We start from the raw sequence: 24,748 nt of genomic DNA, 5'->3' as shown, positions 1-24,748 counted from the left end.
GATGTGTATAAGAGACAGGGTTTTCCCCAGCCCCGCCGGCGTTCGAGGCGCCCCCGGAGGGCCCCCAACCCGCCCAGCCCCCGCAGGGGACCGGACCCGGAGAATCGGAGAGCACCCCATGACAGCCGCCCCCACACCGGAAGTGCTGAGCGCGCCCCTCGTCGTCGAGTTCCCCTTCACCCGCTCCCTCGGGCCCGTCCAGAGCGCCTTCCTCACCGGGCTGCGCGAGGGCGTCGTGCTCGGGGTGAGGACCACCGACGGCCGGGTGATGGTGCCGCCCGTCGAGTACGACCCGGTCACCGCCGAGGAGATCCGCGACCTGGTCGAGGTCGGCGCCACCGGGACCGTCACCACCTGGGCCTGGAACGCCGCCCCCCGCCCCCAGCAGCCGCTCGACACGCCCTTCGCCTGGGTGCTCGTCCGGCTCGACGGCGCCGACACCGCCCTGCTGCACGTGCTCGACGCGTCCGGCCCCGAGGCCGTCCACAGCGGGATGCGGGTCCGCGTCCGGTGGGCCGCGGAGCGCACCGGTGCCATCACCGACATCGCCTGCTTCGAGCCGTACGACGACGCGGCGCCGGACGCCGCCCCCGGGGGACGGCCGCACGACGGCGTCTTCGAGGACGCCGTCACCGGCATCGTCGCCGAGGCCCGCCTCGACTACGTCTACAGCCCCGGCCGCGCCCAGACCGCGTACATCAACGCCCTCGGCGAGCGCCGCACCGTCGGCGAGCGCTGCCCCTCCTGCCACAAGGTGTACGTCCCGCCGCGCGGCGCGTGCCCCACCTGCGGCGTCGCGACCACCGACCGGGTCGAGGTCGGCCCGGCGGGCACCGTCACCACCTACTGCATCGTCAACATCAAGGCCCGCAACCTCGACATCGAGGTCCCGTACGTCTACGCGCACATCGCGCTCGACGGCGCCGGGCTCGCCCTCCACGGCCGGATCGGCGGCATCCCCTACGACCAGGTCCGGATGGGCCTGCGCGTGGAGCCGGTCTGGACCGAGGGCGCCGGCCACCCCGACCACTACCGGCCCACCGGCGAGCCCGACGCCGACTACGACGTGTACAAGGAGCTGATCTGATGGCCCACGCACGCGCGTCCCGCGACGTCGCGGTCGTCGCCTTCGCGCAGAGCGACCACCTGCGCCGCACCGACGAGCTGAGCGAAGTCGAGATGGTCATGCCGGTCCTCCACCAGGTCCTCGCCCAGACCGGGCTGAAGGCCGGGGAGATCGGCTTCACCTGCTCCGGATCCAGCGACTACCTCGCGGGCCGGGCCTTCTCGTTCACCATGACCCTCGACGGCGTCGGCGCCTGGCCGCCGATCTCCGAGTCGCACGTCGAGATGGACGGCGCCTGGGCGCTCTACGAGGCCTGGGTGAAGATCCGCACCGGCGAGGCCGACACCGCCCTCGTCTACTCCTACGGGAAGTCCTCGCCGGGATCCGTGCGCGACGTACTGACCCGCCAGCTCGACCCGTACTACCTCGCCCCCCTCTGGCCCGACTCGGTGGCCCTGGCCGCCCTCCAGGCGCAGGCGCTGATCGACGCGGGCGAGACCGACGAGGCGGCGCTGGCCGCCATCGCCGCCCGCAGCCGGGCGGCCGCCGCCGACAACCCGCACGCCCAGCTCGCCGGCGCCGTACCGCAGGGCGACTACGAGGTCAGGCCGCTGCGCACGGGCGACTGCCCGCCCATCGGCGACGGCGCGGCCGCGGTGATCCTCGCGGCCGGTGACACGGCGCGCGCCCTGTGCGCCCGCCCGGCCTGGATCACCGGCATCGACCACCGCATCGAGGCGCACAGCCCGGGCCTGCGCGACCTCACCGATTCCCCCTCGACCCGCATCGCGGCCGAGCACGCGGGCTTCTTCGACGCGCCCGTCGACACGGCGGAGCTGCACGCGCCCTTCACCTCGCAGGAGGTGGTGCTGCGCAAGGCCCTGGGGCTCGGCGACGACGTGCGCGTCAACCCCTCCGGCGGGGCGCTCGCGGCCAACCCGATGATGGCGGCCGGACTCATCCGGATCGGCGAGGCCGCCGCCCGGATCCACCGCGGCGCCTGCGACCGGGCCGTCGCCCACGCCACCTCCGGCCCCTGCCTCCAGCAGAACCTGGTCGCCGTCCTGGAAGGGGACCGAGCATGAGCGCAACGGGCAAGGAGCCGGTCGCCGTCGTCGGCATCGGCCAGACCAAGCACGTGGCCGCCCGCCACGACGTCTCCATCGCCGGACTGGTCCGCGAGGCGGCCGTCCGCGCCCTGGCCGACGCCGGTCTGACCTGGGCGGACATCGACGCCGTCGTCATCGGCAAGGCCCCCGACTTCTTCGAGGGCGTGATGATGCCGGAGCTGTACCTGGCGGACGCCCTGGGAGCGGTCGGCAAGCCGATGCTGCGCGTGCACACGGCGGGATCGGTGGGCGGCTCGACGGCGCTGGTCGCGGCGAACCTGGTCGCGGCCCGGGTCCACCGCACCGTGCTGACCCTCGCCTTCGAGAAGCAGTCCGAGTCCAACGCCATGTGGGGGCTCTCCCTCCCGGTTCCCTTCCAACAGCCGCTGCTGGCGGGCGCGGGCGGCTTCTTCGCCCCGCACGTACGCGCCTACATGCGGCGCACCGGCGCGCCCGACACGGTCGGCTCGCTCGTCGCGTACAAGGACCGGCGCAACGCGCTCAAGAACCCCTACGCGCACCTGCACGAGCACGACATCACCCTGGAGAAGGTCCAGGCGTCCCCGATGCTGTGGGACCCGATCCGCTACTCCGAGACCTGCCCCTCCTCGGACGGCGCCTGCGCGATGATCCTCACCGACCGCGAGGGCGCGGCCCGTTCGCCGAAGCCGCCGGCCTGGGTGCACGGCGGGGCGATGCGCAGCGAGCCGACGCTCTTCGCGGGCAAGGACTTCGTCTCGCCCCAGGCGGGCAAGGACTGCGCGGCCGACGTCTACCGGCAGGCGGGCATCACCGATCCGCGCCGGGAGATCGACGCGGTGGAGATGTACGTGCCCTTCTCCTGGTACGAGCCGATGTGGCTGGAGAACCTCGGCTTCGCCGACGAGGGCGAGGGCTGGAAGCTGACCGAGGCCGGGGTCACCGAGATCGACGGCGACCTCCCGGTGAACCCGTCGGGCGGTGTCCTGTCGACCAACCCCATCGGCGCCTCCGGCATGATCCGTTTCGCGGAGGCCGCCCTCCAGGTGCGGGGACAGGCCGGAGAACACCAGGTGGACGGGGCGCGGCGGGCGGTCGGGCACGCCTACGGCGGCGGTGCGCAGTTCTTCGCGATGTGGCTGGTGGGAGCGGAGGAACCGGCCAACTGAGGTGCCCGGAGCGGAAATCGGTTTCCGGACAGCGGAGCCGGACGGGCCGCGCGGTGACGCACCGCGGCCTGTCCGGCACGGCCGGTGGTGGTTAACCTTGCCCCCGGACGACGTACCGGGAGGAGCACGCACGTGGCCGAGAGCATGACTTCGAAGCCCTACGCCGGCTGGGACAAGCCGGAACTCGATCTCAGCGGGGCGGACTGGCAGTCGAGCAGCCGGGGAGCCGGTGACGTCCAGATCGCCTTCGTCGAGGGCTTCATCGCGATGCGCAACAGCGGGCGCCCCGAGAGCCCCTCGCTGATCTTCGCGCCGGATGAGTGGCGCAAGTTCGTGCTGAACGCGCGCGGCGGCGAGTTCGACCTGACGTAGCCACGGACGGCGCACCACCGGGGCGCGTGCCGCCGCCCCGGTGGCCCCCCGCGCTCCTCCGCCAGGGCCGCCGAACCGGTCATAGCGGGAGCAAAGGTAGAGTGCGGGCATGAGCGGAGAGAGCGACCTGAGGAAACTGCTGAGCGGCATGCGCCCCGAGCTGAACGAGGGGCGGTACGTCTTCTGCACCGTCCCCGGACCGGCGGCCCCGGCCGGCGTCACCCCGGTGGCCACCGTGCTGGAGTCCGAGGGCCTGACCCTGGTGCTGCGCCAGGAGGAGGCGGACGCGGCCGCACTGGCGTACGACTACGTCGCCGGGTGGATCACCCTGCGCGTCCACTCGGCCCTCGACGCCGTCGGCCTGACCGGAGCCTTCGCCGCGGCCCTCGCCGCGCACGGCCTCAGCTGCAACGTGATCGCCGGGTACCACCACGACCACCTCTTCGTGGCCGTCGAGCGGGCCGCGGAGGCGGTCGCGGTACTGGAGGCGCTGGCCGCCGAATCGGCTGAATAACGCCGTACGGAAAAGATTTCGATCTTTCCCGAACCGCGGGCTTCCTTCGAGCTCACACGGGCGTACGCTGATCCCCCGAACAGGTCTGGGGGGTACCAGTCATGACGGAACGCCGGACCCGCATACGGCGCGTATTGTTCGAACGCGATGTCGAACTGACCCTCGTGGACGAGGCGTTGGACCAGCTGGCCGGAGCCCGGCCCGGCAGCGGTACCGCAGCGGCCCCCGGAGCCGGGGCCGCCTCGGGCCCCGGGGCGAGCGGCGGCGCGCTCCTCGCCTTCTCCGGTCCCGCGGGACTGGGCAAGACCACGCTGCTGGCCGAGGTGCGCCGGCGGGCCCGCGCCCGCGCCTGCACCCTGCTGGCCGCACGCGGCGGCGAACGGGAACAGGGCCAGCCCTTCCACGTCGCCCGCCAACTGATCCAGCCCCAGCTGGCCGGCCGCTCCGAAGCCGAACTGCGCGCCGCCCTCGGCAGCTGGTACGCCATCGTCGGCCCCGCCCTCGGGCTCTGCGCCCCCGAGGAGGGCGCGCCCCCCGACCCGCAGGGGCTGCGCGACGGCCTCGACTGGGTGCTCACCCACCTCGCTGTCCAGCGCGCCCCGGTGGTCCTGGTCCTCGACGACGCCCACTGGGCGGACCCCGAGTCGCTCGGCTGGCTCGCCGCCTTCGCGCCCCGCGCCGAGCAGCTCCCGCTGCTCCTCGTCGTCGCCTACCGCCCCGACGAACTGCCCGTCCACGCCGAGGCGTTCCGCACCCTGCCCGGCCGGGCGGGCCGGCGCCCGCTCACCCTCGCCCCGCTCACCGCGGCCGCCGTCGGCCGGCTCCTGCGCGACGAGGTCGGCGACCACGCCGACGACGCCTTCTGCCGGGAGGCCTGGGAGGTCACCGCGGGCAACCCCTTCGAGGCCGTCGAGCTGAGCGCCAAGGTCCACGACCGCGGCCTCGACCCGGTCGAATCCAGCGCCCCGCTGCTGCGCGACCTCGCCGCCGCCCAGCGCGGCAGCGGCCTGGTGGCCCGCCTGGAACGACTGGGACCCTCCACCGTCCGCTTCGCCTGGGCCTGCGCCGTACTCGGCACGGCCATCCCGCGCGACCTGGCCGCCCGGGTGGCCGGGCTCGGCACCGAAGAGGCCGTCGACGCCACCGAGCGGCTGCGCGGCGCCCGCATCCTCTGCGCCGCGGCCGAGCAGGAGGGCGGCGGAGCCGACGGGGGTCCGGAGCCCGACGACGGTCTCGAATTCGTCCACCCGCTGATCGCCACCGCGATCTACCGGGCCATCCCCGACGGCCTGCGGGTGGCCCTGCACGGTCAGGCCGCGGTGGCCGTCGTCGACGGCGGCCTGGGCGCCTCCGCGGCCGCCCGCCACCTCCTGGAGGCCCACCCCGAGAACGACCCCTGGGTGGTGCGCACGCTGCGCGAGGCCGCCCGCGAGAACCTGCGGGCCGGAGCGCCCGAGGCCGCCCGCCGCCAGCTCGCCCGCGCCCTGCGCGAACCCCCGGACTTCGACGAGCGGGCCGCCGTCCTGTACGAACTGGGCTGCGCCTCGCTGCTCACCGAACCCGCCAACACCGTGAACCACCTGCGCGCCGCCCTCGACGAACCCGTCGAGGACCCGGCGCTGCGCCAGGGCATCGTGATCCGGCTCGCCCAGGTGCTCGCGCACAGCGACCGGCTCGCCGAGGCCTGCGACGCGCTGGCCCGGGAGATCCCGCACACCCCCGACGTCCGGGGCCGGCTGCGGCTCCAGTCCGAGCAGTTCATGTGGGGGGCCTTCAACGCCGCCGAACCCGACTCCCCGGCGCGCTCGCGCCGCCTCGCCCGCCTCGCCGACCGGCTCACCGGCCGTGACCTCACCGAGCGCTACGTGATCGGGCTGCGCGCCTGGGACGCGACCCTGCGCGGCGAGCCCGTGGACGTGGTCCTGCACCACGCCGGGCGCGCTCTGGCCGACGGCTTCAGCTGGGCCCACGAGGACCGCGGCTTCGAGGTCCCGGTGCTGGCCGCGATGGCCCACATGTACGCCGACCGGCCCGAGCGCGCCGAGGAGCTCTTCGAGGCGGGCACCGCCGAATTCGAACGCCAGGGCTGGCGCGGGGCACACCTGTCCTTCGCCTACAGCCTGCGCGCCTACATCCGCTTCCGCTCCGGACGCCTGGTCGAGGCCGAGGAGCTGGCCCGGGCCGGGCTGCGGCTCGCCGAGCGGGTGGGCCGCCGCACCCCCGTGCACTGGTACGCCATCGCCATCCTGGTCGAGACCCTGCTGGCCCGCGACCGCGCCGAGGAGGCCTGGGACCTGGCCCGGGCACACGAGTTCGCGGAGCCGTTCCCGGCGGCCGTGGTCTTCCCCGACTCCCAGACCGTGTACGCGGAACTGCTGCTGGCCCGGGGCAACACGGCGGCGGCGATCGCCGAGTTGGAGGCGGTGGACCGGCGGCTGACCCCACGCGGCATCCAGAACCCGGCCTGGTGTCCCTGGCAGCTGCACCTCGCCCTGGCCGTGGCGCCGCGGGAACCGGCCCGCGCCCGCGCACTGGCCGCCGACGCGCTCCGGCGGGCCCGGGTCTTCGGGGCGCCCTCGGCCGTCGGCCAGGCCCTGCGGGTGGCGGCGCGGGTGGGGCCGAGCTCCCGGCGGGTGGAACTGCTGGAGGAGTCGGTGGCCCTGCTCGGCGCCTCTCCGGCCGGGTACGAGCTGTGCCGCTCGCTCCTGGACCTGGGGGTGGCCCGGCGGGACCCGGCCCTGCTGGAGCGCGCGGCCGCGGTGGCGCTGTCCTGCGGGGCCGACGGCGTGGCGGCCGCCGCCGAGGCGGCCCTCGCCACCGCCGGGCGCGCCCCGGTCACGGCGCGGTCCGGCTCGTAGGCAGGCTCCACCGTGCGGCGCCCCGGGCTCCGCGAACGGGGGTTCGGCGGCGCTGCGGGGGCCCGGGGCGGAAAACCCATGCGGCCACGTACCATGGCCGCATGTCCTTCCTCCGCCGCCGCAGCGCCGCCACTCCCGCGGGCCCGGACTTCGATGTCCTGGCCATGGACCCGGGCGACTGGCCGGGCAACCTCGGGGCCGGTCTGCTCCCCGCCCCCGACGGCAGCTGTCAGGGTGTCTTCCTGCGCTACGACCTCTTCGGCGGCCGCGGCCCCGCGATGATCATCGGCAACCTCCCCGAGGGCTCCCCGGCCCGGGAGCTCGCCGACAAGGAGGTCCCCTTCGAGGTGGCCCAGCTCCTCCTCGCGCTGGAGAACGACGAGGACGTCGAGGTCACCGGCGCCGAGGACTGCCCCGTCATGCAGGGCGACAACCTCCTCATCGTCCGCAAGGTGAAGCTGTCCGAGTCCCGCATCTCCTGCGTGCAGTTCGACCGCAGCGACAACGTGCTCGTCACCATCGCCAGCTGGGACCGCCCGATCACCGACGACCTCTACGCCCTCCTCAAGCCCCTCCCCGCGGAACTCTTCCAACAGGGCTGAGTCGCCCCCCGGGCGCACCCGATCCAGCCCCGCCGCCGTTCGAGGCGCCCCCGGAGGGCAGACGGACCCGCACCCGGGGGCCCGCACCCGGGCCCGGCCCCCCCCCGAGCGAGCCCCCCCCGCCCCGCCGGGCAGCCCTACGCGTCGGCGATGTCGTTCGCCGCCACGTACCCGAAGGTCATCGCGGGCCCGATCGTGGACCCCGCCCCCGCGTAGCTGTGCCCCATCACGGCCGCACTCGCGTTGCCCGCGGCCCACAGCCCCCGGATCACCGAGCCGTCCTCCCGCAGCGCCCGCGCCCGCGCGTCCGTCACGATGCCGCCCTTGGTGCCCAGGTCACCAGGGACGATCTTGAACGCGTAGAACGGCGGCGCCCACACCGGGGCCAAGCAGGAGTTCGGGTGCACGGCCGGGTCCGTGTAGTAGTGGTCGTAGGCCGTGTCCCCCCGGTGGAAGTCGGGGTCGGTCCCGCTCCACGCCTGCGCGTTGAACCGGTTGAGCGTGGCCCGCAGCGCGGCCGCCGGCACCCCGATCTGCCCCGCCAGCGCGTCCCAGGACCACGCCTTCTTCGCCGCACCGGCCTCGTACCAGGAGTCCGGGAAGACGATCGTCGGCAGGATGTCCTTGAACAGGTACTTGTTGCGGTAGTTCTGGTCCACGATCAGCCACGCCGGAATGTGCGAGCCCGTGCCGCGGTCCTTCTCGTACATCACGTGGACCACGTCGCTGTACGGGGCAGCCTCGTTGACGAACCGCGCCCCGGCCCCGTTGACGATCAGGCCGCCGGGCAGGGTGCGCTCCGCCAGGCAGAAGTACGGCTCGCCCGGCAGCGGGATCGACGGTCCCCACCAGGCGTCCTCCATCAGGGCGAGCGCCGCCCCGGCCCGGCGGCCCGCCCGGATGCCGTCGCCCGTGTTCTCCTTCGCACCCACCGACCATTGCGTGCCGATCGGTTGCTGCTGGTACTGCGCCCGCATCTCGGCGTTGTGCTCGAAGCCGCCGGAGCCGATGATCACGCCCCGCCGGGCCCGTACGACGCCCCGCGCGCCCTCCTTCTCGACGACGACGCCGGTCACCGCACCCCCCTCCTGCACCAGGTCCACCAGGGGGCTGTTCAGCCAGAGGGGCACCCCGGCCCGCAACAGCCCGGCCCGCAGACCGGTGGCGAGCGCCTGGCCCATGGTGAGCGGCTTCTGGCCGCACAGCGCGGCCGCCGTGCCGCGCGCCAGGCACTCGGTGGACACCGCCAGGCCCTTGGCGCTGACCGCCGCCAGGTTGAGCCACTTGTAGTCCTGGCTGAAGACGACCATCCCGGCCGGGACCGGCATGTAGGCGGGGTTCAGGTGCGCCAGTTCGCCGCCCAGGATGTTCCCGTCGATCTGGTCCGGCTCGATGGAGCGCCCGTTCGGCAGGCCGCCGGGCAGGTTGGGGTAGTAGTCGCTGTAGCCGTCCATGAAGCGGAACTTCAGCGGGCTGTGCGCCATGACGAAGTCCAGCATCCGCGGACCGTTCGCCAAGAACGCCTGCTGGCGGGCGGCGGGTACGCCCGGTCCCACCACCGCCGAGAGGTAGGCGGCGGCCTTCTCCGGGGTGTCCGGCACCCCCGCCCCCAGGATCACCGAGTTGTTCGGCAGCCAGATGCCCGCGCCCGAACGCGCGGCGGAGCCACCGAAGGTGGGGGCCTTCTCGACCACCAGCACGCTCAGGCCGCGCCCCGCGGCGGTCAGCGCGGCGGTCATCCCGGAGGCGCCGGAGCCGACCACCACGACGTCGTACTCGCCGAGCGTGGGCACGTCGGCGGCCCGCGCCGGGGCGGACGGCAGGCCGGCGGCCAGCATCCCGGCGCCGGTACCGGCCAGGACCGCGCGCCGGGAAGGGGAGGTCGGTCTCGTGGACATGGGCGGGCTCCAACGGTGTGGGGAGGGAGGGCGGCTCTCCAGCATTTCTGATGCTGAGTCAGAAAAGGTGTTCGGGGGATCATGTGATGTCAAGGCATACGCAGGGGTAGCGACTGCGCCCGGAACGTGCGAAATCCCGTGGTGCACACACCGAGTGTGTGCACCACGGGATTCCCGGGCCTCGTGCCCCGCGCCGCGGGGAGTTCAGCGCGTGCCGACCGCCGCCCGGACCGCCCTGCGGGCCATCCCGCAGTCGTCGTGCAGCCTGCGCAGCAGCAGGCGGTGCTCCTCGCCGCTCGACAGGGCTCCCGAGGGCAACGGCTGGGTCGGAGCGGCGGCCGCCATCGAGCGCTGCACCGCCGTCTCCGCCATCCGGATCTCCCGGGTCAGCACCAGCATCAGGTTCACCAGGAAGGCGTCCCGGGAGGCCGGGCCCGCCGACTGGGCCAGCCTGCTGATCTGCCCGCGGGCGACCGGGGCGTCGCCCAGCACCGTCCACAGCGTCGCCAGGTCGTACCCGGGCAGGTACCAGCCCGCGTGCTCCCAGTCGAGCAGCACCGGACCCGCGGGGGAGAGCAGCAGGTTCGACAGCAGCGCGTCGCCGTGGTTGAACTGCGGCTGCACCCCGCCCATCTTCAGCCCGTGCAGCAGCTTCTGCAGGTCGCCGAGGTCCCGGTCGGTGAGCAGACCCAGCTCGTGGTAGCGCGAGATCCGGGAGGCGTACTCCAGGGGACGGCCGAACAGCTCACCCGGCGGCCGCCACTGGTTGACCCGGCACACCGCGCCCAGCGCCGCCCGCACGTCCGGCCGCGGCGGGGCCTCGACCGGGTGCCGCTGCAACGCGGCGACCCGGCCCGCCATCCGTTCCACGATCAGTACGCAGTTCTCGGGGTCCGCGGCGATCAGCCGCGGCACCCGGACCGGGGGGCGGTGCCGGACGAAGGCCCGGTACGACGCTATTTCGTGCCGGTACCGCTCGCGCCATTCCGGCGAGTGGTCCAGTAAAACCTTCGCGACCGCCGTCATCCGTCCTGTGGTGCCCACCAGGAGGACCGAGCGGCCGCTGCGGCGCAGCACCTGCACCGGCGCGAACTCCGGACAGATCCGCTGGACCGAGGCGAGCGCGGTGCGCAGTTGTGCGCCCTGCGGCCCCGACAGGTCGATTCTGCCGCTGATCTGCTGGCCCCCGTTGCCCGGCATCCGCCGTGCCCGTACGGCGGCCTGCGCCGGGTTGGAGGGGCGGCCGGGTTCGAGGTAGGGGCCGCCGCCCGCCTGGAAGGTGCGGTGCGGCCGGACGGGCGCGGACACGGAGGACGTTGCTGCGTACATGATGATACGGATCCCTTCGTGCGCCGACGAGTTGCGTACGCCGCCCCGCTCGATCCCGTACATCACCCTGGGGAGTTCCGCCGGTGACCGGGTCGGGGAGGCGCATTCCTACCTGACACCCGACTGCGGGTGGCACACCATCTGGCGCACCCTGGCGAACCCTGGCGAATAGTCGCTCGGCATCTGACGGGGGGTTACTGTCAACTCAGCCGAGAACCTGGGGGCTTGACGTGAGCAAAGGACCCAACACCCGCCTGTCCGATCTGTTCGGGCTGGCCGGGTGGTCCAAAGGCGAACTCGCGAGGATGGTCAACCGGCAGGCGGCGGCCATGGGCCACCACCAGCTGGCCACCGACACCTCGCGGGTGCGGCGCTGGATCGACGTGGGGGAGACCCCGCGCGAACCGGTGCCGACCGTACTGGCAGCCCTGTTCACCGAGCGGCTCGGTCGTGTCGTGACCATCGAGGACCTCGGGTTCGTACGGCAGCGGCGCACATCGGCACGGAACCAAGGCGGGGCGAAGGAGAACCCCGACGGCCTGCCGTGGGCGCCCGAACGCACGGCCGCGGTCCTCACCGAATTCACGGGAATGGACCTTATGCTCAACCGTCGCGGTCTGATGGGCGCGGGCGCCGCGCTCACCGCCGGCTCCGCCCTCACCAACGCCATGCACGACTGGCTGCACTCCGACCCCCTGCCCGCCACCCCCGCGCCACGCTTCGGCGGCGACGGGTTCCAGGCCGACCCCGCGGGCTACGACCGCTACGAGGCCGCGCCCATCGGTTCGCAGGAGATCGAAGCGCTGGAGCGCTCCGTGGAAGTCTTCCGGGCCTGGGACGCCTCCAGAGGGGGCGGGCTCCAGCGCAAGGCCGTCGTGGGCCAGTTGAACGAGGTGGGCGGCATGCTCGCCTACCACCACCCCGACCACCTCCAGCGCAGGCTCTGGGGGGTGGCGGCCAACCTGGCGGTCCTGGCGGGCTGGATGTCGCACGACGTCGGTCTCGAACCCACCGCGCAGAAGTACTTCGTCATCGCCGCGCACGCGGCCCGCGAGGGCGGCGACCGGCCGCGGGCCGGCGAGGCGCTGTCCCGCGCCGCACGCCAGATGGTCCACCTGGGCAAGCCCAACGAGGCACTCGACCTGATGAAGCTGGCCCAGTCCGGCTCGGGCGAGGAGACCCTGCCGCGCACCCGGGCCATGCTGCACACCATCGAGGCCTGGGCGCAGGCCGCCATGGGCAAGGGCCAGGCGATGCGGCGCACCCTCGGCGAGGCCGAGGACCTGTTCGTGTCCGACAAGAGCGACGTGCCGCCGCCCAGTTGGATGCAGCACTTCGACGAGGCCGACCTGCACGGCATGCAGGCGCTGGCCTTCCGCACCTTGGCCGACCACGATCCGAGCGCCGCCCCGATCGCCCAGCAGCACGCGCGCGAGGCGCTGCGACTGCGCGCGGCCGGACACCAGCGTTCGCAGATCTTCGACTACATCTCGATGGCATCGGCCTGCTTCCTCGCCGACGACCCGGAGCAGGCAGACCGCTACGCACGCCTCGCGCTGGTCTCCATGAACGAGACCTCCTCGCACCGGACCTGGGACCGGCTGCGCGAGATGTACCGGCTGACCGGCCAGTACGCCGGCTACGGACGCATCGAGGAACTGCGCCAGGAGATCAAGATGGCCCTGCCGACCCGACCGGCACGCACGGCGCGCGGGACCCGGGGCACCGGGAGCGCGTCCGGGACCCAGATCTGACGGAGATGCCCGGACATTCGCCCCCGCAGGAGCACGGACACGATCACGGAAACGGCCATGGCCGCGCCTGGCGGCGCGGCCCCGAACCACCGCATCGCCGCCCCGTGGGCGGCGGGCTCAGTCCCCTACCCTGGCGACCAGTACGCAGGCGTCGTCCTCGCGCCCCGGCTCGCCGAACTCCTCGATGACCGCACGGACACAGTCCTGGGCCGAGCGGGCCCGCTCGAACCGCGGCGCGAGCGTCAGCAGCCGCTCGGCCCCGTCGGCCCCCCCGAACCCGACGCCGCGCGGGGTCAGTCCGTCCGTGTGCAGGACCAGGACGTCACCGGCCTCCAGCCGTTCCTCGCGCTGCCCGTACGCCGCCCCGGAGGTCGCGCCCAACAGGATGCCCTCCGGCGGCCGCAGGGCCCGGCCGCGGCCGCCCCGGAAGAGCAGCGGGGGCGGGTGACCCGCCTGGGCCCAGGTGAGCACCCGACCGGCGGGGTCGTAGCTGCAGCACACCGCGGAGCCGAGGGCGGGCTGGACCGAGGTCTCCACCAACTGGTTCAGCCAGCCCATCAGCGGGCCCGGTTCGATCCCGGCCATCGCCATGCCGCGCAGCGCGCCGAGCATCATCGCCATCCCGGAGGTGGCGGTGACCCCGTGTCCGGTGAGGTCGCCGACCGTCAACATGGAACGCCCGTCCGGGAGTTCCAGCGCGTCGTACCAGTCGCCGCCGATCAGCGCGCTCGTCGCGGAAGGGAGGTAGTGGGCCGCCACGTCCAGGGCGCCGGAGCCGGCGCGCGGGGAGTGCAGCGCGCCGCCCCACGGGGGGAGCACGGCCTCCTGGATCTCCACCGCCAACCGGTGCTCGCTCTGGGCGATCTGCCGTTGGAGCTGGAGCGAGTCACGGCTCTCGCGCACCGCACGCTCGCTGCGCCGCAGGTCGCTCACGTCGCGCAGCACGGCCCACATGGACGCCGTACACCCGTCGGAGTCGTCCACGACCGGCTCGCCGCGCATGTGCAGGGTGCGGACGCGGCCGTCGGGGCGGACGATGCGGAACTCGCCGTCGATGGCCTTGCCGTCGACCAGACAGGCCGTCACCATCGCGGTGAGCAGGGGCTGGTCCTCGGCGAAGAGGGTGGATCCGAGCTCGTCCAGGGAGAGCGGGCCGGCATCGGGGGAGCGGCCGAAGATGAGGAACAGTTCGTCGGACCAGCGGACCTCGTCCGTGACCAGGTTCCACTCGGCACTGCCGACGCGGGTCTGGCCGTCGGCCGCCGGCTCGGGCGCGGGCTGGAAGGACCCCGGGCCGGGTGCCTGAGCGGGGACGGCGGGCAGCCCTTCCTTGAGCTGGCCCAAGTGCTCGCCCAGGTCGTCGAGTTGGTGCACGGCGAGGTCGCACAGCGCTCGCTGCCATCGTCCCTGCGCGTCGTCGTCGTCCACGACGGTGTCGCGGCGGACCGCGTCCACGTCGCCCCGCAACCGTCGGGTCTGCGTGATCAGCGCGTCCACCGACCCGGGGCGGGGGGGCTGCGCGGGACGGTCCGCGAACAGGTGGGACGGCATGAGAACTCCGATACAGGCGCGGCACGGCCAAGTCTGAAGGAAGGACCGGTTACGACTGTTGCACAGACGGCAATGGGCTGTAAGCCGTTTGGCAACATCAGGGCCGTTCCTGCCTGCGGCATATGCCAAGGGCCTCCCGTCCCCCCCTTGGCTGTACGAACAGTTCAGGTCAACGCGTCACACGCTGACGGGAACCGGGTGGATCTCACTGGCCGGATGCCCGGCCCGCTCGTGGATCCGCTGGACCGCATCGGCCGAAGGTGCCTCGGAGAGGCAGTACACCGTGCCCGACCCGGGGTCGGCCCACGCGCGCTCGAAGTGCACCCCTTCTTCCGCCTCGATCGCCAGGTCCGCCCGGTGGGCGGCCGAGAGCTGATCCTCGGTGATGCCGTGCATGCCGTGATGGACGTCCATGAACAGGGCCACCGCGCTCCACCTCCTCACTGTCCTGTCGTGTCCGGTGGTGCTCCTTCCATGGTCCGCCCGCACGGCCGGTGCGGCGCGCCGCGGCCGGAAAGCACCGCCGCCCGCGCCGGGGTCGCTCGTACGCCCGAGACGTGCGGGCGCGGGGCCGCCGCCGGACGCGGCGCGGCCCGCGCCCGGTCGCCGGCCGCGCGCCCCTCGAACGAAGGACGCCGCCGCCCGGCCGCGACTTCCCAGCGCCTGCGGTGATCGCTACTCTACGTGCCGGTAATGAGCCAAGTGGGGTACGGCGAACAGGGCGGGCGGAACCACATGACGGGCACGACAGGGGCTACGGGGGCCAAGGAACCGGCGGCGGCGGAGGGACCCGGGAGCAGTCGACGGGCCTTCCTCACCTACCTGGTGGCCGCGCCCACCCTCGCGCTGGTGACCCGCGCCGGGGCCGACGCCCTCGCGCCCCAGGACGCGCACGCCGCCATCCCGACCCTGCCCGCCCCCGCGGACCTGGTCGACCTCGGCGACCTCTTCATCCTGGCCGGGGCGCCGACCTCCGCCCTGCTGCTGCTCACCGTCGAGGCCGACGGCACGATCCGCTTCCGGCTGCCCCGCGAGGAAGTCGGCCAGGGACTCACCACGGCCGTCGCGATGCTGGTGGCCGAGGAGCTCGACGCCCCGCTGAGCGCCGTGCGCGTGGAACTGGACGACGCGCGGCCCGAGCTGCTCTTCAACCAGCTCACCGGCAGCTCCAACGCCATCCGTTCCCTCTACGGGCCGGTCCGCCAGTGCGCCGCGACCGCCCGCGCCCGCCTGGTCGCGGCCGCCGCCCGGCGCTGGAACACCCCGGCCGCGGGCCTGAGCACGGCGAACGGCGCCGTCCGCGCCCCCGACGGCCGCACCCTCGGCTACGGCGCCCTCGCCGCGGCCGCCGCCGACCCGGGCCTGATCGTCCTCGGCGCCGCCCCGAAGCCCGCCGCGAAGCAGACCCTGATCGGCAGGCCCACCAGCCGGATCGACGCCCGCGCCATGGTGACGGGCGAGCAGCGGTACACCCTCGACCTGGACGTCCCCGGGGCCAAGCCGTGCGTCCTGCGCCGCCCGCCCAGCCTCGGCGGCACGGTCCGCTCCGTCACCAACCTGGCCGCCGTCAAGGCGATGCCCGGAGTCCTCGACGTGGTCACCGTCGCCACCGGGGTCGCCGTCGTCGCCGAGACCTTCGGCCAGGCCCTCGACGCGAAGGCCGCGCTCCAGGTCACCTGGGGCCCGGGGCCCGCCGACAAGCTCTCCGACGAGCAGGTCCGGGCGAAGCTGCGGACGGCCAACCCGGTCCCGCTGCTGCCGCCCCTGCTCACCCCCTACGTGGACGGCGAGTTCGACTTCGCCTTCGTCAGCCACGCCCCGATGGAGACCAACTCGGCGGTGGCCGACGTGCGCGAGGACCGCGCCGAGATCTGGTCCGGGCTGAAGTCCCCGATCGTCGCCCGCCAGACCATCGCCGCCGAGCTCGGCCTGCCGCTCGACAAGGTCACCGTGCACGTGGTCCAGGCCGGCGGGTCCTTCGGGCGCCGGCTCTTCTTCGACGCGGCCCTGGAGGCCGCCCGGGTGTCCAAGGCCTGCCGCCGCCCGGTCCGGCTCATGTGGACCCGGGTGGACGACACCCGGCACGGGCGGATGCGCCCGGCCACCCACCACCGCATCCGCGCCACCTACGCGCTCGGCGAGGTGCTCAGCTTCGAACACCGGGTCGCGGCCGTCGAGACCGACTTCCGGCACGGCCTGGGCGAGGTCATCACCGCCACCGCCGCCAGCCTGCCGCTCGGCATCGGCAACGCGACCCTGGCCCAGACCCTCTTCCTGACCACCGTGAAGTCCCCCTACCACTTCGGCCTCACCACCCAGTTGCTCACCGAAGTGCCCACCGGCATCCCGACCGGCTCCTGGCGCTCGGTCTACTCGGCGAACACCCGCGGCGCCGAGGAGATCATGGTGGACGAGCTGGCGGCGCGGATCGGCAAGGACCCGTACGCCTTCCGGCGCGCCTTCCTCAAGACGGCCGAACAGCGCGCGGTCCTCGACAAGGCGGCCGCCGAGGGGGAGTGGGGGCGGACCCTGCCCCCGGGCCGCGCCCAGGGCATCGCCTTCCACGAGGAGTACAAGTCCCGCACCGCCTGCCTGGTCGAGATCGACGCCCGCGATCCCGAGCACGTGCGCGTCACCAAGGCGGTCATCGCCGTCGACGTCGGCCGCCCGGTCAACCCGCGCGGTCTGGAGGCCCAGATGATCGGTGGGCTCACCGACGCGATCTCCACCACCCTGCGGGCCGGCCTGCACCTGGACAAGGGGCTGCCGCTGGAGGGCAGCTACAGCCAGTTCCACTGGGCGCTCCAGCGGGACACCCCGCCCGACGTGCGGGTCTTCGTCCTGCCCGCCACCGGCGAGCAGCCGGGCGGGGCGGGCGAGCTCGGCGTACCGGCCGCCGTCGGGGCCATCGCGAACGCCTACGCGCGCGCCACCGGCACCAAGCCGCGCAGCTTCCCCCTCGACTTCGACGTCGACTTCACCCCCTACCCGCGCTAGGAGCTGCCGTGCCCTCGCACACCTTCACCGTCAACGGGCGGAGCGTCACCGTGGACGCGCCCGACGACCTGCCCCTCCTGTGGGTCCTGCGCGACCTGCTCGGCATCCGCGGTCCCAAGTACGGCTGCGGGGTCGACGTCTGCAAGGCCTGCACCAGCCACCTGGACGGCGCGGACATCCGCCCCTGCGTGGTGCCCGTCAAGGCCTGCGCCGGTCGCGAGGTCACCACGATCGAGGGGCTCGCCGACGGCGACACCCTGCACCCGGTCCAGGAGGCCTGGCTCGAACAGGACGTCTCGCAGTGCGGCTTCTGCCAGCCGGGCCAGATCATGGCCGCCGTCGCGCTGCTGAAGCGGACCGCGACGCCCACGGACGCGGACATCGACGCGATCGCCAACATCTGCCGCTGCGGGACGTACGTCCGCATCCGCGAGGCCATCAAGTCGGCGGCCGCCCGGATGTGAGCCGCGGGGGCCGGGTCCGGGGCCGGGGCGCGGGGGTCGGGACCGGCCGTGCGCCCCGATCCCCCAGCTGCGCCATAAAACGGGCAGAAGCCGTCAGTGATGTCCGATCATGCTCAAATGAGGCGTATCAACGCGAAACGGGTGCTGGTCGGCGAACCGCTGGACACCGCCCGGCTGGGCGAGACCCTGCTGCCCAAACGACTCGCCCTGCCGATCTTCTGCAGCGACCCGCTCTCCTCGGTGGCCTACGCCACCGAGGAGATCCTGCTGATCCTCGCCCTCGGCGGCGTGACCCTGCTGCACCTCGCCTGGTACGCGGCCGCCGCCATCGTCTTCCTGATGGTCGTCGTCGTCGCCTCGTACCGGCAGACCTGCCACGCCTACCCGGGCGGCGGCGGCGCCTACATCGTCAGCTCCGAGAACCTCGGCCCGACCGCCGCGCTGACCGCCGCCAGCGCCCTGCTCGTCGACTACGTCCTCACCGTCGCCGTCTCCGTGGTCTCCGGGGTCGCCGCGATCACCTCGGCCATCCCCTCCCTGCACGACCACATGGTCCTGCTCTCGGTCTGCTTCGTGGTGCTGCTGACCTTGATGAACCTGCGCGGCGTGCGCGAGTCGGGCCGGGTCTTCGCCGTCCCCACCTACGGCTTCGTCCTCGTCATCTACGTCATGTTCGCGGTCGCCGCCGTCCGGCTGGGCACCGGCACCACCATCCGCGCGGAGTCCGCCGACCTGCCGATCACCGCGTCCGGCACCTACACGGGCCTCGCCGTGGTGCTGCTCGCCCTGCGCGCCTTCGCCTCCGGCTGCACCGCCCTCACCGGCGTCGAGGCGATCAGCAACGGGGTCCCCGCCTTCCAGAAGCCCAAGGCCCGCAACGCCGCCACCACGCTCGCGGCCATGGGCGCCCTCTCGGTGACCATGTTCGTCGGCATCACCGTGCTCGCCATGTCCTACAAGGTGCACGTCGCGGCCGACCCCACCGAGCTGGGCCTGCCCGCCGGAACACCGACCTCCACCGCGCTCGCGCAGATCGGCCGCGCCACCTTCGGCAGCTGGGACTTCCTCTTCTACCTGCTCCAAGCCGTCACCGCGGGCGTCCTGATCCTCGCCGCGAACACCGCCTTCAACGGCTTCCCGATGCTCGCGTCGATCCTCGCCAAGGACCGCTACGCACCGCGCCAGCTCTACAACCGGGGCGACCGGCTCGTCTACTCCAACGGCGTCGTGCTCCTCGCGCTCGCCGCCATCGCCCTCATCGTCGCCTTCGACGCCGAGCTGACCCGCCTCATCCAGCTCTACATCATCGGCGTCTTCGTCTCCTTCACCCTCTCCCAGGCCGGCATGGTCCGGCACTGGCGCAAGGAACTCGACTCCACCGCGACCGCCCGCGAGGAGCGCGTCCACATCCACCGCCGCCTCGCCATCAACGCGATCGGCGCCACGATGACCGCCGTGGTCCTGGTCATCGTCCTGATCACCAAGTTCACGCACGGCGCCTGGCTCGTCGTCATCGCCATGCCCCTGCTCTTCATCGGGATGAAGGGCGTCCGGCGCCACTACGACCAGGTCGCCCGGCAGGTGGCCGTCGCCCCCGGCGTCAAACCGCGCAGACCCGCCCGCCACCACGTGGTCGTCCTGGTCGCCTCCGTGCACGCGCCCACCCTCAAGGCCATCGGCTTCGCGATGGGCCTGCGCCCCGACACGCTCACCGCCGTCAGCGTCGCCGCCGACGAGGAGGACGCCGACCGGCTCCGCACGGCCTGGGCCGAGCACGACCCGGGGATCCCGCTCAAGATCCTCCACTCGCCGTACCGGGAGGTCGTCGGCCCGGTGCTCGCCTACGTCCAGGAACAGGCCGCCCAGGAGGGCACGGACATGCTCTCCGTGGTGATCCCCGAGTACGTGGTGGGCCACTGGTGGGAACAGCCCCTGCACAACCAGAACGCGCTGCGCCTCAAGGCGCGGCTGCTCTTCACCCCGGGGGTCGCCGTGATCGACGTCCCGTACCTGCTGGAGTCGGCGCGGCACGACGAACCCGCACCGTAGTCGCGGGCGCGCGGGCGGGCCCTATCCGATGGAGGTGTCCACGACGACCGTGCCCCGGGCGGTCAGGTGCCGGTCGGGCGAGAAGTTCGGCGAGAAACCGAAGGGGAAGCCGTCGTTCTTGTCCGGGCTGTCGCACGGCACGTCGTAGGTCCACTCGACCACGTACCGCCCCGAGTCCGCCGGCAGGGTGAAGGACAGCTCGCCCGCGTAGCCGCCCGTCGCGCACCGGCCGTGGGTGCGCCGGACGGTGTGGGCCGGGGCGTCCGTGGCGTAACGGGCGCGGTACCCGGCCTCGGTGCGCACCTCGGCGGTGGCGACGTAGCGGTGGTCGCGCCAGTCCCAGAACAGGACGTCCCAGCTGAAGCTGTCCGCGCACACCGCGACCTTCACCGCCCACTCCCCGGAGTCCCGCTCCGCCCGGTCCATCGTGACCCGGCAGCGGGCGTTGACCTTCTCCCGACCGCGGTAGGAGCGCTGGGTGCGGCACGATCCGTCGGCCGGGTCCATCGCGGTGCGCCGGGTGAGGACGTCGGAGAGGGTCCCGGAGCCGTCGTAGGCCTCGCCGCCCCCGAAGGCCTCGAAGTCCTCGTACGTCCCGTACTCCCCGTAGCCCGGGTACCCGCCGTACACCGGCCACGGCTCCGACAGCCCCTGCGCCGGCGGCACGTTCTCGTCGGCCGACGGCAGCCGCCCGCCGTCGTCCGGGAGCACCCGGATCCCGGAGATGTCCTGGTCCTCGGAGAGCGCGAGCGTGGCGAAGTTGTCGCCGTCCTCCGCCGGGCGCGGCACCCCGCCCCGACTGAACTCGTGGTCCGAGGGGCACCGGCGGAGCACGAAGAACGCCTCGCTCTCGTGCTTCTCCCAGAACAGGTTGGCGTAGCGGGTGTGGCGGCGGTCGGGGGCCGCGGCCGTCAGCTCCGTCGGCTGCGTCTCGACCAGGTCGCCGTACTCCGCGCGGACCACCGGCCGCCGCCCCTTGAGCAGGTCCCGGCGCCGGGTGTCGTGGGTGAGCGCGCTGTAGTCGCGGTCGCCCCCCGCGACCAGCAGGCAGTGCTCGCGGGCCAGCCGGTAGAAGGGGTGCGCGCGCAGCCCGTCCAGGGCCGGTCCGTCCAGGCCCTGCGCGGCGTAGTGCTTGGCCTGCATCGCGACGTCGCTGAGCAGCATGTCCAGCTCGTACTGGATCTGACGGGAGCGGGCCTGCTCGCGCTCCGCCGCGTAGAACTCGTGGGCCGCCTTCAGCTCGGCGGTGCGGGCGGTGGCCCCGGTGAGGTCCGCCGCGAGTTCGTCGACCCGGCTCACGTCCGTGTCGTGATTGGCCAGGGTGACGAAGAAGTCGGTGGTCTCCCCGTAGGGCTGCGGGGACGGCGCGCCGAAGTGGGTCCAGTGCAGCAGGGTGAGGCGGCCGTTGTAGAGGTCCTTGAACACCACGTACCGGTGGTCGTCCTCGCGCGGGCTGGTCGGACCGAAGTGCCGCGCCCGGATCTCCTTCTCGAACGTGATCCGCCGGTCGTCCGGGGTGATCCGCAGCTGGAACATCCGGCGGCCGTCGCCGCCCGGACGCTCCAGCTCGCGCAGCAGCTCGGAGGTCGGCTCGTCGAAGGTGGGGGGAAGGAAGCCCTGGGGCATGGTGTCTCCCGGTGTGGGGGTCGGTGCGGTGCGTCACCGAGCCTGACCGAAACACCGCCGCCCGCGGGACCCGGTCGCAGCCACCTGACCGGATCGCGTCCCCCGCCCACCGGCCGGGACCGCGCTGCTGATCACCCGGCCGGGCCGGACCGGCGCGGCGCGGACTGCGGCGACTTTGGCGCGGATGCGCCCTGCCCGTCGGCCGCCCGCTGGACCACCGCGGCGTGCGCCAGCGCGAGCTCCACGACGTGGGCCGGGTCGGTCAGCGACCGGCCGGTCAGCTGCTCCAGCCGACGCAGCCGGTTGGAGACCGTGTTGCGGTGGCAGTACAGGCGCTGCGCCGCGTACGTGGTCGAGCCCTGGCAGGCCAGCCAGGTGCCCAGCGTGGTCAGCAGCACCCGGCCGTCCTCCGGGGCCAGCGCCAGCACCGGCCCCAGCACCACGTGGCGCAGCCGTCCCGCGAGCTCGCTCTGACCCGCGACCAGCGCCGCCGGGAGCCGCTCGTCGAGCAGGGCCGTGCGCGGGCTGCCCGGGCCGGTCGTGGTGCGCAGCGCCAGGACGGCCAGGCGCCGGGCCCGGGCGAACTCGGCGGGCGCCGCCACCACCGGGCTCACACCGGCCCGGACGCCCAGGGGCACCAGTAACTCGCGCACCGCCTCCAACGGGTGGTGGCCCAGCTCCACCACCGCGCTCTCCCCGTCCGCCCGGATCCGCCACAGGACGCGCGGCCCGGCCGCGGAGGCGGGCGGACGGGCGACCGGATCGGCGCCGGCGCCCAGCACCAGCACCGCGAACCGGCCCTGCCCCGGCAGCCCGAGCTGGGCGGCCGCGGTGGCGGCCGCCTCGGGCGCCCCGCCGTCGAGCAGGGCGTCCAGCAGCGCCGCCCGCCGCTCCCGGTCACGGCCGCCGCTCGCGCCCTCGGCCCGCCGGTAGGCCTCGGCGGTGGCGTCCGTCTGCTGGTCCAGCACGTCCCACAGCACGCTCGCCCCGGGCAGCAGCCGCGGCAGTGCGGCGCGGTCGTGCGCGGTCACCGCCTCGGTCAGCGTCTGCCACAGCAGCCGCCCCGCCTGCCGGTGGGTCCGCAGCAACGAGGAGAGCGGCAAGCCCTGTTCGGCCCGCAGCGCCCCGACGGAACGCGCTTCCGTGAGGTCCACCGGCAGCCCGCGGGAACTACGGACCACCGCCTCGACGGTCTGGCGCAGCTGCCGGTGCGCACGCTCGCGCAGCTCGGCCCGGCCGAGCGGAGCGGCGTACGCGGGGTCCTCGGCCAGGGTCCGCTCGGCCAGCCGGTCCGCCGCCACGGCGATCCGCCGGGCCAGGTCCTCGCGTATCTCCTCGATGATCCGCTCCATCGAGGCAGCGTGACACGGGAACGCCTCCGGTGGGGAGGGCCTGGACCCCGCTCGTCCTCACGGCGCCGCGAGCTCGTCCTGCTCCGTCCCCGGTATGCCCAGGCCGGCGAAGAGCAGCGCGGTCAGCTGCTCGGCGAAGACGGCCGACTCGGTCAGGGCGCGGCGGATCAGCGGCTCGTCCGCGGTCAGGCCGGCCGCCGCGGACCAGGCGAGGGCCCCGCTGATCGCGGCGGCGACCGGATAGCGGTCCACCGGTACGTCGTAGTCCGTCGCCGTCTCGCGGTCCAGCAGCCCCCGCCAGCCGCTCCCGTCCGGCGCGGCGGCCCGCACGAAGCCGACGTCGCTGTCGAGGTAGTCGACCACGATCGCGGGCGCACCCGTCGCCTCGACCAGGCGCGCCAGCGAGCGGCCGTCCGCGTCGCCGAACTCCGCGAACTGCCACTCCCCGGCGGGCGGCTCGGCCTCGTCGACGTCCGTGAAACCGGCCGCGTCCATCAGGTCCGCCAGCCGCGCCGCGGACCGGATCGCCAAAGATCCCCCTGAATTTCCCATGGATGGAAGGTAACGGACGCCACCGACAACGCCCCGGCGGCGCCCGTGCGGGGCGGGCGGGGCGCTGTCGGCGACGGGCGCCGGGAAGGGGGCGCGGTACTGCTTTGCTCCCGGAGGGTCCGGCTTGGGACACTGCGGGAGTGAATGCGACCGACTTGTTCCATCAGATGCTCCGCGAGCGCATAGCCCCGGCACTGCGCGAAGCGGGCTTCACCGGCACCGGCCGGGAGTACCGGCTCGCGGTCGCCGCCCCCGACCACGCCCTGATCGGCTTCCAGCGCAGCGCGGGTTCCACCCCGGACCGCTGCCGTTTCACCGTCAACCTCCGCGCCGTCGGATACCAGGAGCACGAGGACCTGCGACGGCTGCGGCCCGTGCTCGGCACCCGGCTGTCGGCCAACCACGTCGGCCCCGTCGGCTGGCACGCCCGCATCGGCGCCCTGCTCGGCCACCCGCACGACCACTGGTGGACGATCACCGACGAGCAGAGCGCCTCGGTGGTCGCCGAGGACGTGGTGGACCTGGTGCAGCGCCACGCCGTACCCGCCCTCTGGGGCCGGCTGACCGGTCACCCGCCGGTGCCCGGGCCCGTCGTCGACCCGCTCCCCGAGTGCCTCCACAGCGGCTGCGTGAACCACCCGGACGCGGTGGACGAGGAGGCGGACCACGCGGGCGGGTACGCCTTCGACGCCGCCGACCTCATCGGCACCGTCGTCTACGAGGTGGGGGAGCGCCAGGCCTGGCCCTACCTCGTCTTCCACGACGAGGAGGCGCAGGCGGAGGGCCGCATCACCATCGACGCCTCGTGGCGGCTGGCGCAGCCGGACTTCGGCTGGGTCCGGGTGGGCCACGACCAGGCGGGCGACGAGCGGATCGTGCGTTCCCCGGGCGCCACCCTCCCCCAGCACAAGATGGCCGTGCTCGGCGAGCTCGGCCTGTGCCGGGTCTCGGACGCCGAGGTCGAGCCCGACGGATCGCTGCACATCTGCTTCGAGCAGGGCACCCCGCGCGACGCCTGCATCACGGTCTCCGGCACCCCGCACGCCATGACGGTCGCCACGCCCTGGCGGTTCGACGGCTGGACCCGCGCCTGACGGGGACGCGATCGGACCTTCGCCGATCTCGTGCCCGCCGTGACGCGAGTCAGCTGGTGTTGCGGGCGGCGAAGGACTTTGATGGGTTTGCCAGGCCGCCTACCGGAGCAGGGGGACTACTCATGGGCACCGAGCAGACTCAGCGGGACAGCGCACCCCACAGCACACCCACCCTCATCGGTTCCGTCCAACGGGCGCTGCGCCTGGTGGAGGCCATGGACGCCGAGGGCGGTGCGACGGCGAAACGGCTGGCGCGGATCACCCAGATCCCCCTCCCCACCGTCTACCACTTGCTGCGCACGCTCACCCACGAGGGCTACGTCCGACGCGAGGGCGGGGCCTTCCGGCTGGCCGACGGCCGGCCCCTCCCGCTGGCCTCCTGACCACAATTGATCAGGGGATGACCGGTCTTG

The 24,748-nt window shown here is 73.7% G+C and carries 19 protein-coding genes and 1 pseudogene; 13 read left to right on the top strand and 7 right to left on the bottom strand.

Features of this window, described 5'->3' with window-relative positions:
• Window positions 1-118: 118 nt before the first annotated feature.
• From ACFWAR_RS20160 to ACFWAR_RS20130, 7 genes are all read left to right on the top strand, one after another.
• On the top strand, window positions 119-1,087 hold the full coding sequence (locus ACFWAR_RS20160; protein ID WP_385778954.1) for a Zn-ribbon domain-containing OB-fold protein: 969 nt from the start codon (window positions 119-121) through the stop codon (window positions 1,085-1,087).
• Window positions 1,087-2,151 carry a thiolase domain-containing protein gene (locus ACFWAR_RS20155; RefSeq protein WP_385778952.1) on the top strand — a complete coding sequence of 355 codons (1,065 nt, stop codon included), beginning with the start codon at window positions 1,087-1,089 and terminating at the stop codon, window positions 2,149-2,151. The genes ACFWAR_RS20160 and ACFWAR_RS20155 overlap by 1 nt, the downstream gene beginning before the upstream one ends.
• Window positions 2,148-3,323, top strand: a complete 1,176-nt coding sequence (locus ACFWAR_RS20150; RefSeq protein ID WP_385778950.1) for a thiolase domain-containing protein — start codon at window positions 2,148-2,150, stop codon at window positions 3,321-3,323. The genes ACFWAR_RS20155 and ACFWAR_RS20150 overlap by 4 nt, the downstream gene beginning before the upstream one ends.
• Window positions 3,324-3,467: 144 nt before the next feature.
• Window positions 3,468-3,695 carry a DUF397 domain-containing protein gene (locus ACFWAR_RS20145; RefSeq protein WP_385778964.1) on the top strand — a complete coding sequence of 76 codons (228 nt, stop codon included), beginning with the start codon at window positions 3,468-3,470 and terminating at the stop codon, window positions 3,693-3,695.
• Between the two features lie 109 nt (window positions 3,696-3,804).
• A complete protein-coding gene (locus tag ACFWAR_RS20140; RefSeq protein ID WP_354384528.1) occupies window positions 3,805-4,209 on the top strand; it encodes an ACT domain-containing protein in 405 nt (134 codons plus the stop codon).
• Between the two features lie 101 nt (window positions 4,210-4,310).
• Window positions 4,311-7,067, top strand: a complete 2,757-nt coding sequence (locus ACFWAR_RS20135) for an ATP-binding protein (RefSeq protein ID WP_385778948.1) — start codon at window positions 4,311-4,313, stop codon at window positions 7,065-7,067.
• Between the two features lie 101 nt (window positions 7,068-7,168).
• Window positions 7,169-7,669, top strand: a complete 501-nt coding sequence (locus ACFWAR_RS20130) for a hypothetical protein (RefSeq protein ID WP_354384530.1) — start codon at window positions 7,169-7,171, stop codon at window positions 7,667-7,669.
• Between the two features lie 137 nt (window positions 7,670-7,806).
• Here the strand turns inward: ACFWAR_RS20130 and kstD are convergent, their stop codons facing one another.
• Both kstD and ACFWAR_RS20120 read right to left on the bottom strand, forming a co-directional pair.
• Entirely contained in the window at window positions 7,807-9,567 is a 1,761-nt protein-coding gene (gene kstD, locus ACFWAR_RS20125) for a 3-oxosteroid 1-dehydrogenase (protein ID WP_385778946.1), read from the bottom strand.
• A gap of 204 nt (window positions 9,568-9,771) precedes the next feature.
• Window positions 9,772-10,896, bottom strand: coding sequence for an aminoglycoside phosphotransferase family protein (locus tag ACFWAR_RS20120; protein WP_385778944.1), 1,125 nt, complete (start codon window positions 10,894-10,896; stop codon window positions 9,772-9,774).
• 230 nt (window positions 10,897-11,126) lie between these two features.
• On the opposite strand from ACFWAR_RS20120, the gene ACFWAR_RS20115 reads away from it, so the two are divergent.
• Entirely contained in the window at window positions 11,127-12,650 is a 1,524-nt protein-coding gene (locus ACFWAR_RS20115) for a hypothetical protein (RefSeq protein ID WP_385778942.1), read from the top strand.
• A 117-nt stretch (window positions 12,651-12,767) separates the two neighbouring features.
• On the opposite strand, the gene ACFWAR_RS20110 is transcribed toward ACFWAR_RS20115, so the two are convergent.
• Both ACFWAR_RS20110 and ACFWAR_RS20105 read right to left on the bottom strand, forming a co-directional pair.
• Entirely contained in the window at window positions 12,768-14,201 is a 1,434-nt protein-coding gene (locus ACFWAR_RS20110; protein WP_385778940.1) for a PP2C family protein-serine/threonine phosphatase, read from the bottom strand.
• A 177-nt stretch (window positions 14,202-14,378) separates the two neighbouring features.
• A complete protein-coding gene (locus ACFWAR_RS20105; protein ID WP_385778938.1) occupies window positions 14,379-14,627 on the bottom strand; it encodes an SCO4226 family nickel-binding protein in 249 nt (82 codons plus the stop codon).
• A 309-nt stretch (window positions 14,628-14,936) separates the two neighbouring features.
• Here ACFWAR_RS20105 and ACFWAR_RS20100 point away from each other — a divergent pair, with 309 nt between their 5' ends.
• From ACFWAR_RS20100 to ACFWAR_RS20090, 3 genes are all read left to right on the top strand, one after another.
• Complete coding sequence (locus ACFWAR_RS20100) at window positions 14,937-17,198, top strand: molybdopterin cofactor-binding domain-containing protein (RefSeq protein WP_385778936.1); 2,262 nt, start codon at window positions 14,937-14,939, stop codon at window positions 17,196-17,198.
• A gap of 8 nt (window positions 17,199-17,206) precedes the next feature.
• The gene (locus ACFWAR_RS20095) at window positions 17,207-17,662 is read left to right on the top strand and encodes a (2Fe-2S)-binding protein (RefSeq protein WP_330328681.1); all 456 of its coding nucleotides are present in this window, start codon (window positions 17,207-17,209) and stop codon (window positions 17,660-17,662) included.
• Window positions 17,663-17,779: 117 nt separating this feature from the next.
• Complete coding sequence (locus ACFWAR_RS20090) at window positions 17,780-19,711, top strand: APC family permease (protein WP_385778934.1); 1,932 nt, start codon at window positions 17,780-17,782, stop codon at window positions 19,709-19,711.
• Window positions 19,712-19,732: 21 nt separating this feature from the next.
• Here the strand turns inward: ACFWAR_RS20090 and ACFWAR_RS20085 are convergent, their stop codons facing one another.
• The 3 genes from ACFWAR_RS20085 to ACFWAR_RS20075 form a co-directional block, all read right to left on the bottom strand.
• Window positions 19,733-21,337 carry a hypothetical protein gene (locus ACFWAR_RS20085; RefSeq protein ID WP_385778932.1) on the bottom strand — a complete coding sequence of 535 codons (1,605 nt, stop codon included), beginning with the start codon at window positions 21,335-21,337 and terminating at the stop codon, window positions 19,733-19,735.
• 131 nt (window positions 21,338-21,468) lie between these two features.
• Complete coding sequence (locus tag ACFWAR_RS20080) at window positions 21,469-22,689, bottom strand: PucR family transcriptional regulator (protein WP_385778930.1); 1,221 nt, start codon at window positions 22,687-22,689, stop codon at window positions 21,469-21,471.
• Between the two features lie 57 nt (window positions 22,690-22,746).
• Window positions 22,747-23,220: a hypothetical protein gene (locus ACFWAR_RS20075; protein ID WP_385778928.1), complete on the bottom strand. Its 474-nt coding sequence runs from the start codon at window positions 23,218-23,220 to the stop codon at window positions 22,747-22,749.
• A gap of 161 nt (window positions 23,221-23,381) precedes the next feature.
• Here ACFWAR_RS20075 and ACFWAR_RS20070 point away from each other — a divergent pair, with 161 nt between their 5' ends.
• Both ACFWAR_RS20070 and ACFWAR_RS20065 read left to right on the top strand, forming a co-directional pair.
• Window positions 23,382-24,335 (top strand): DUF4304 domain-containing protein, encoded by a 954-nt coding sequence (locus ACFWAR_RS20070; protein ID WP_385778926.1) that lies wholly within the window; start codon window positions 23,382-23,384, stop codon window positions 24,333-24,335.
• A 122-nt stretch (window positions 24,336-24,457) separates the two neighbouring features.
• Window positions 24,458-24,691, top strand: a pseudogene (locus tag ACFWAR_RS20065) (helix-turn-helix domain-containing protein); the annotation flags it as partial.
• Between the last annotated feature and the right edge of the window lie 57 nt (window positions 24,692-24,748).

The sequence above is a fragment of the Streptomyces sp. NPDC059917 genome (assembly GCF_042730635.1).
Lineage (GTDB): Bacteria > Actinomycetota > Actinomycetes > Streptomycetales > Streptomycetaceae > Streptomyces.
Note: the sequence above shows the minus strand (reverse complement) of the source record. Positions and strands in the feature narration are given on the sequence as shown.

What these genes read in the sequence shown, in the direction of transcription:
- ACFWAR_RS20150 (WP_385778950.1), top strand. Translation starts at nt 2,148, where the DNA reads ATGAGCGCAACGGGCAAGGAGCCGGTCGCCGTCGTCGGCATCGGCCAG.
- ACFWAR_RS20135 (WP_385778948.1), top strand. Translation starts at nt 4,311, where the DNA reads ATGACGGAACGCCGGACCCGCATACGGCGCGTATTGTTCGAACGCGAT.
- ACFWAR_RS20080 (WP_385778930.1), bottom strand. Translation starts at nt 22,689, where the DNA reads ATGGAGCGGATCATCGAGGAGATACGCGAGGACCTGGCCCGGCGGATC.
- ACFWAR_RS20140 (WP_354384528.1), top strand. Translation starts at nt 3,805, where the DNA reads ATGAGCGGAGAGAGCGACCTGAGGAAACTGCTGAGCGGCATGCGCCCC.
- ACFWAR_RS20130 (WP_354384530.1), top strand. Translation starts at nt 7,169, where the DNA reads ATGTCCTTCCTCCGCCGCCGCAGCGCCGCCACTCCCGCGGGCCCGGAC.
- ACFWAR_RS20160 (WP_385778954.1), top strand. Translation starts at nt 119, where the DNA reads ATGACAGCCGCCCCCACACCGGAAGTGCTGAGCGCGCCCCTCGTCGTC.
- ACFWAR_RS20100 (WP_385778936.1), top strand. Translation starts at nt 14,937, where the DNA reads ATGACGGGCACGACAGGGGCTACGGGGGCCAAGGAACCGGCGGCGGCG.
- kstD (WP_385778946.1), bottom strand. Translation starts at nt 9,567, where the DNA reads ATGTCCACGAGACCGACCTCCCCTTCCCGGCGCGCGGTCCTGGCCGGT.
- ACFWAR_RS20110 (WP_385778940.1), bottom strand. Translation starts at nt 14,201, where the DNA reads ATGCCGTCCCACCTGTTCGCGGACCGTCCCGCGCAGCCCCCCCGCCCC.
- ACFWAR_RS20120 (WP_385778944.1), bottom strand. Translation starts at nt 10,896, where the DNA reads ATGTACGCAGCAACGTCCTCCGTGTCCGCGCCCGTCCGGCCGCACCGC.
- ACFWAR_RS20155 (WP_385778952.1), top strand. Translation starts at nt 1,087, where the DNA reads ATGGCCCACGCACGCGCGTCCCGCGACGTCGCGGTCGTCGCCTTCGCG.
- ACFWAR_RS20085 (WP_385778932.1), bottom strand. Translation starts at nt 21,337, where the DNA reads ATGCCCCAGGGCTTCCTTCCCCCCACCTTCGACGAGCCGACCTCCGAG.
- ACFWAR_RS20090 (WP_385778934.1), top strand. Translation starts at nt 17,780, where the DNA reads ATGAGGCGTATCAACGCGAAACGGGTGCTGGTCGGCGAACCGCTGGAC.
- ACFWAR_RS20145 (WP_385778964.1), top strand. Translation starts at nt 3,468, where the DNA reads ATGACTTCGAAGCCCTACGCCGGCTGGGACAAGCCGGAACTCGATCTC.